The following is a 5,235-nucleotide window of genomic DNA, read 5'->3' on the forward strand; positions in this document are numbered from 1 at the left end:
GACGGCGCGCGGCGGCTGCGGTGGCCGGTGTGTCAGGGGCGGGCGCGCGCGCGGCGCAACCGCTGTGCGCCGCGCAAGCGGCGACGAAGAGGGCGGCTTGCATGGCGCGAGCCGGCCGGCGCTCGCGCGCGACGCGGCGGCGTCACGCGTCGAACGTCATCGCGAGCCGCTGTCGCGCGATCTGCTTGACGCTCGCGGACAACGCGGCGTCCGGCAGGCCGTCGGCCCATACGGAAAAGGAATCCTCGATCAGATTGCGCGTGTCGGGCGGCAGTTCGGCCAGCATCAGCGACACGACGGTGAACAGCACGGCGACCTCGGCGGTCTGGCTGCCGGCGTTGGCGTCGACGGTTTGCTTCAGCCCGTCGACGGCGGCTTGCAGCTTCTGCATTGCATCATTCGTATCGCTCATGATTCCCTCCATGCGGGATGGGTTCGATCGGCGACGAACGGGTGGCCGTCGTGCGGCCGCAAAGCGCGCGACGCCGGGCCGGCATCGCGCGCGGGCGGCGCATCAGGCGGGCGTGCCGGCGGCCGGCGCGACCGCGACCGACGCTTCGCTCGTCAGCATCAGGAACGTCAAGGTTTCGCGCAGATACAGGCGAACGACCTTGTCGGTGTGGCTCGCATAGCCGATCGACACGTCTTCGCCGAGATGAAGCTCGTAATCGCCGCCGCGCGTCGACAGCACGCAGCCGCCGCTGATCGCCGGCGCCCAGATGATCTCGCCGCTGACGATCCGCTTGATGTGCTCGATGACCGGATAGCCCTGATCGCGTGCCTCGCTGAGCGCGGTATAGGCGTCGGCGCCGAGCAGCACCGAGTACGGGCCGTCGACGCCCGCGAGGCGCAGCGCCTCGAGCGCATCGCTGATGGCGTCCGGATAGGCGCCGACGTCGCTCGGCAGCGTGAGCTTGCGGTTCGACGTGCCTTCGCGGATCCCGACGATGCCGGCGGCCGGATAGCCGTCGAAGATCGCGCTGTCTTCCGCGAACGCGAGTCGCTGCGCGGCTTCCTTGGCCGCCTGCCAGTCGGCGTCGCGCGCGCCGCGCTCGACGCTGTCGATCGCCGCGCGGTCGAGTTCGAACGGCACCGTCAGCTCGACGATCGTGCGCACCTCGCGCAGCCGCGCATCGACGTGCTCGCGCGGCGCCGCGACGTCGCGCAGGTGCCCGGTGCCGACGGCCGAGAGTTCGGGGCCCTTCGGGCCCTCGACGTCGACCACGCGGCGGCCGGCCACCGACCGCTTGAAGGTGCGCGCGACTTCTTCCTCGATTTGCTCCCAGGCGGCGCTGGAGATCGGCGCGAGTTCGCGGTGCAGATTGTTCATACGCTTTTGACTCCTTTGAGCGATCCGATTTTCAGCGAGCCGTCGCGGTGCGGCTCGTTCGATGACGGGGCGGGCGCGGCAGCCTCGGCGGGCGCGGCGCGATCGGGCAGCGCGTCGAGCAGGTCGGCCGACGGCACGAAGAACAGCGAGCCGGTGACCGCGCGGCTGAAATCGAGCAGCCGGTCGTAGTTGCCCGGCGGCCGGCCGACGAACATATTCTCGAGCATCTGCTCGATCGGCGCCGGCGAGCGCGCATAGCCGATGAAATAAGTGCCGAATTCACCGGCGCCCGGCCGGCCGAACGGCATGTTGTCGCGCAGGATCTTCACTTCCTTGCCGTTCTCGTCGAGCGTCGTCAGCGAGCTGTGCGACGACGACGGCTTCACGTCCGGCGCCAGTTCGATGTCGGACAGCTTCGTGCGGCCGATGATGCGTTCCTGCGTCTCGACCGGCAGCGCGTTCCAGCCGGCCATGTCGTGCAGGTATTTCTGCACGATCACGTAGCTGCCGCCGGCGAACGCCGCATCCTCGTCGCCGATCACCGTGAAGTCGACCGCATCGCGGCCTTCCGGATTCTCGGTGCCGTCGACGAAGCCGATCATCGCGCGCTGGTCGAAGTTGCGAAAGCCGTGCACTTCGTCGACGACGGTCACCGCATCGCCGAGCGCGGCGAGCAGCTGCGTCGCGAGCTCGAAGCAGAGGTCCATCGCATCGGCGCGAATGTGCAGCAGGATGTCGCCGGGCGTCGCGATCGCGACGCGCTGGCCGGCGCCGAATTCGCGGAACGGATGCAATGCCGCGGGACGCGGTTCGCCGAACAGCGCGTCCCATGCGTCCGAGCCGAAGCCGCAGACGCACGACAGGTTGCCGCCCGGCACGCGCTTGCCGACCGAGCGCACGAGCGCGGCGATGTCGCCGCACCATGAGCGGATCGTGTCGGCATGGGCGTCGCCGGGATTGATCGTCGCGACGAGAAAGATCGCGCTGCGCGTGATCGGACTGTGGACGGCCTGGGAGAGCGGGGCACGTGTTTCCATCGCGGCCTGCCGGTCAGTCATGTCGGGACGGACGGCGCGCGGCTGCCGCGGCGCGCGAACGGAAACGGATGAACTCGGTCATGCGACTGTTCTCTTGTATGACATGCGGATGAAACGCGTTGCGTACGGTCGCAACGCGCGATGCGGCGCAATCGCCGCGAATGCGGAAAAGCGATGCACGCGGGCGCAGCGCATGCGCCCGGTGCGCGACGTTCGCTCCGCATCGCGCGGTCGAGCCTGCAATCTAGCAGCTTCGGCGAGTCTTTGGAACACGTATCGCCGATCTGTCCTGCGAATGCGCAAACCATGCACCGAATCCATCGTGCCGATGCGCGGCTGTACTCCTGTCGCGCGCGCGGCTGTGCTCTTGTTTGTGCAGGTGGCGTGCAGTAGATTGGGTTCGCTCGGCCGCCGACGAGGAGCACGACGATGAATCTGCTTGAAGCGATGCGCATCTATGTTGCGGTGGTCGAGCACGGCGGATTGCCCGGTGCGGCGTCCGAACTGAAGCTCGGCGCCGCGCACGTGAGCGACCGGATCGACGGCCTCGAACGCTATCTCGGCTGCCGTCTGCTGTTGCGTTGCGCCGATGACGGTGTCGCGTGCACCGATGCCGGCATCGCGTTTCATCAGTGTTGCGTTCGCACGCTGTCGGCCGTCGACGATGCGATGGCCGATGCCGGCATCCGGCCGCCCGACGCGCACGTCGCCGAGGCGCGCCGCGCTGCGCCGCACGCGCTGCATGCCGCGCGTCGCTGAGCTGAGCGCGTTTTCCATCGAATCACGAAACATGCTGAATACGTCCACCGTCGCCTGTTCGCCCGCCGAGCGCATTCGCCGCCGCTTCGGCCACTTTCTTCATGTGGCCGAACTCGCGGGGCTGATCGTGATCGGTCTCGCGACCGCGTTCGCGATGGCGCAGGAGGCGTGGAAGGTCGTGCTCGCGGGCGAGGTGTCGCTGACCGACCTGCTGCTGATGTTCCTGTATCTCGAAGTGCTCGCGATGGACGTGCGCTATCTGCGGCTCGGCCGCCTGCCGGTGCGCTTTCCGCTGTTCATCGCGATGACGTCGCTCGCGCGCGACCTGATCCTGCGCGGCGCGACCGACAGCCCCGAGCGGATGCTGATGACGACGTTCGGCATCGTGTTGCTCGCGCTCGGTGTGCTGATCCTCAGTTTCGGCCAGCACCGGTATCCGGCCGAAGTCGGCGACGTCGAGGACGATGTGCGTGCGAGCCGATGATCGACGCGAGCGCAAGCTTTCGGTTGGCAAACGGCACGGCGTCGCGGCGCGACGCGCACGACGGAGGCTCACACATGACGACGAACCCGGACGACTTCGCACGCGCGATCGACTTGCAGCACGCGGCCGAGCAGGCGTACCGGCAGGCGCGCGCTGCGCGCGATACGGCCGGCGCGCAGCGTGAACCGGCTGCGGCGATGCAGGCTGCGGCCGCACGCGCGTATGTCGACGCCGCGCGCGCCCGCGAACGCGCAATCGGCATCTGAACGCACGCCGGCCGCGCGGCGGCTTCTTCGCGCCGGCCGGCAAGCGCCCGCGCCGAACCGTCGCGCCGCGGCGGGGCGCGCCATGCAAACGAGGGGGATCGGATGAGCAAGCAACTGATCGTTGCCGTATTCGGCAGCGCGGACCTGGCCCGACGCGCGGCGAACGATTTCGACGCGTTGTCGGAGAAGAACTAAGGATTCACGATCGACAACGGTGTCGTCGTCGAACGCGATGCGGCCGGCAAGCTCGCGGTGCTGGACGCCCAGGCGCGGCCGTTTCGCGGCGCCGCGATCGGCGCGATCGCCGGCGCGCTGCTCGGCCTGCTCGCGGGCCCGCTGGGCGTCGTGACGGGCTTCGCCGCCGGTGCGGGCGCAGGCGTGCTCGCCGATGCGGCGGGCAGCGCGCTGCTCGACGGCCGCTTCGTCGAATCGGTTGCGGCGACGCTCGCGCCCGGCAGCGCCGCCGTGATTCTCGAGGCGAAGGAGGCGACGCCGTTCTCGGTCGACAACGTCGTGACGGGATTCGGCGGCAAGGTGATGCGCCACGCGCTCGGCTGAGCACGGCGTCGATGCATGCCGATCGCGAGGAAGCGATGCAGATCGAACGGACATACCGGCGCTTGGACATCTCGGCGCCGCTGTCGCCGCTGTCGGACAACCGCGCGATCGCGGCCGTCGACGTGAGCACCGACGATGCCGAACGCGTTGCCGATCCCGGCACCGGCCGGTGCCTGCAGATTCGCCGATGGGTCGAAGCGCTCGACGCGGCGCAGCTGACGGTCGTCGTCGACGCATGCAAGGTCGCGATCGGCCACGACGCGAACGACGTCGACGACGCGTGAGCGCACGCGTGCGCATCGCGCGGCAACGAAGACGTCGCGCGGTGCGCCGATCTGTTCATTACACCCGATGAAATTCGCGTCGGCCCGCGAAACTGTCACTTACATTCGCCGAATTGACGCAGTAGGATGCCGATCCTTGTCACGATGGAATCCGCATTGCTACCCGCCTTCACTTACGGTACTGGACGATGCCCGAGCCCGCATGCCGCGGGCCGTGCGCGGCTTTCCGGCCTCGTGCGACGATGCAGGCGCGCGCCGCGCGCCGACGCGGGGCCCGTCCGATCATCGCCGACGAGGCGAGGCGGATGAAGCTCTACGAGAAGTTTGCGAACGACATCGAGAGACTCATTCGGCAAGGCGTGTACCGGCACGGCGATCGTGTGCCGTCGGTCCGTCAGGCAAGCCAGCAGCATCGGATCAGCATCACGACCGTGCTGCACGCGTACCTGCTGCTCGAAAGCCGCGGGTTGCTCGAAAGTCGGCCGCAGTCGGGCTACTTCGTGAACCTGCGCCGCGA

Annotated in this window: 8 protein-coding genes and 1 pseudogene; 6 read left to right on the forward strand and 3 right to left on the reverse strand. The window is 68.7% G+C overall.

Annotated features, from left to right (window positions below; all coding sequences use genetic code 11):
* Positions 1 to 142: 142 nt before the first annotated feature.
* The 3 genes from BST28156_RS34190 to BST28156_RS34200 all read right to left on the reverse strand — a co-directional run bounded on the left by BST28156_RS34190 (position 143) and on the right by BST28156_RS34200 (position 2,367).
* Positions 143 to 412 carry a hypothetical protein gene (locus BST28156_RS34190; RefSeq protein WP_012217847.1) on the reverse strand — a complete coding sequence of 90 codons (270 nt, stop codon included), beginning with the start codon at positions 410 to 412 and terminating at the stop codon, positions 143 to 145.
* 102 nt (positions 413 to 514) lie between these two features.
* Positions 515 to 1,330, reverse strand: coding sequence for a family 1 encapsulin nanocompartment shell protein (locus BST28156_RS34195; RefSeq protein ID WP_012217848.1), 816 nt, complete (start codon positions 1,328 to 1,330; stop codon positions 515 to 517).
* Positions 1,327 to 2,367 carry a Dyp-type peroxidase gene (locus BST28156_RS34200; RefSeq protein WP_496109632.1) on the reverse strand — a complete coding sequence of 347 codons (1,041 nt, stop codon included), beginning with the start codon at positions 2,365 to 2,367 and terminating at the stop codon, positions 1,327 to 1,329. The genes BST28156_RS34195 and BST28156_RS34200 overlap by 4 nt, the downstream gene beginning before the upstream one ends.
* Before the next feature lie 429 nt (positions 2,368 to 2,796).
* Between BST28156_RS34200 and BST28156_RS34210 the strand changes: the two genes are divergently transcribed.
* The 6 genes and pseudogenes from BST28156_RS34210 to BST28156_RS34235 form a co-directional block, all read left to right on the forward strand.
* Complete coding sequence (locus tag BST28156_RS34210) at positions 2,797 to 3,126, forward strand: helix-turn-helix domain-containing protein (protein WP_012217850.1); 330 nt, start codon at positions 2,797 to 2,799, stop codon at positions 3,124 to 3,126.
* Between the two features lie 31 nt (positions 3,127 to 3,157).
* Complete coding sequence (locus BST28156_RS34215) at positions 3,158 to 3,610, forward strand: phosphate-starvation-inducible protein PsiE (RefSeq protein WP_012217851.1); 453 nt, start codon at positions 3,158 to 3,160, stop codon at positions 3,608 to 3,610.
* Positions 3,611 to 3,684: 74 nt separating this feature from the next.
* A complete protein-coding gene (locus tag BST28156_RS34220) occupies positions 3,685 to 3,876 on the forward strand; it encodes a hypothetical protein (protein WP_012464954.1) in 192 nt (63 codons plus the stop codon).
* 102 nt (positions 3,877 to 3,978) lie between these two features.
* A pseudogene (locus tag BST28156_RS34225) lies at positions 3,979 to 4,434 on the forward strand (DUF1269 domain-containing protein).
* An 11-nt stretch (positions 4,435 to 4,445) separates the two neighbouring features.
* The gene (locus BST28156_RS34230; protein WP_080512409.1) at positions 4,446 to 4,718 is read left to right on the forward strand and encodes a hypothetical protein; all 273 of its coding nucleotides are present in this window, start codon (positions 4,446 to 4,448) and stop codon (positions 4,716 to 4,718) included.
* A gap of 305 nt (positions 4,719 to 5,023) precedes the next feature.
* Positions 5,024 to 5,235: GntR family transcriptional regulator (locus BST28156_RS34235; protein ID WP_146121599.1), on the forward strand; the 212-nt coding region annotated here is incomplete at its 3' end.

Source organism: Burkholderia pseudomultivorans, assembly GCF_902499075.1.
Classification (GTDB): Bacteria; Pseudomonadota; Gammaproteobacteria; order Burkholderiales; family Burkholderiaceae; genus Burkholderia; species Burkholderia pseudomultivorans.